General features: G+C 27.3%; 1 pseudogene. It reads right to left on the reverse strand.

The window, feature by feature from the left end:
• Positions 1-243 (reverse strand): annotated as a pseudogene (locus AWT63_RS04485) (sugar ABC transporter ATP-binding protein); the annotation flags it as partial.
• Positions 244-443: the final 200 nt, after the last annotated feature.

Consider the following 443-nt stretch of genomic DNA (forward strand, 5'->3'; position numbering starts at 1 on the left):
AATTAAAACTTTAGAATTATATGACACAGCTTTTGCTATTTCTAGCATTTGCATTTGAGATACACTTAAATTTTCAACTTTTTCTCTAGGATCTATTTTTATATCCAACTTTTTGAAAATCTCTAAAGTATCTTTATACATTTTATCTTCATCAACTAATCCATATTTTTTAGGATATCTACCAAGCCAGATATTATCCATAACATTTCTTTGAACAACTTGATTTAGTTCTTGATGAACCAACATCTTCTTTAACTGAAAATGAAGTAGGGCATTTATTTAGAATAATAAAACAGCTGCAAGGAAATGGAGTAGGAATTGTATATATTTCACATAAAATGGAAGAAATAAAAGCGATTTGTGATGAAATAACTATTTTAAGAGATGGTCAATGGATAACAACAAGAACAGTGGCAGACTTATCAACAGATGAAATAATAAAT

It is taken from the genome of Caviibacter abscessus (assembly GCF_001517835.1).
Taxonomy (GTDB): Bacteria; Fusobacteriota; Fusobacteriia; order Fusobacteriales; family Leptotrichiaceae; genus Caviibacter; species Caviibacter abscessus.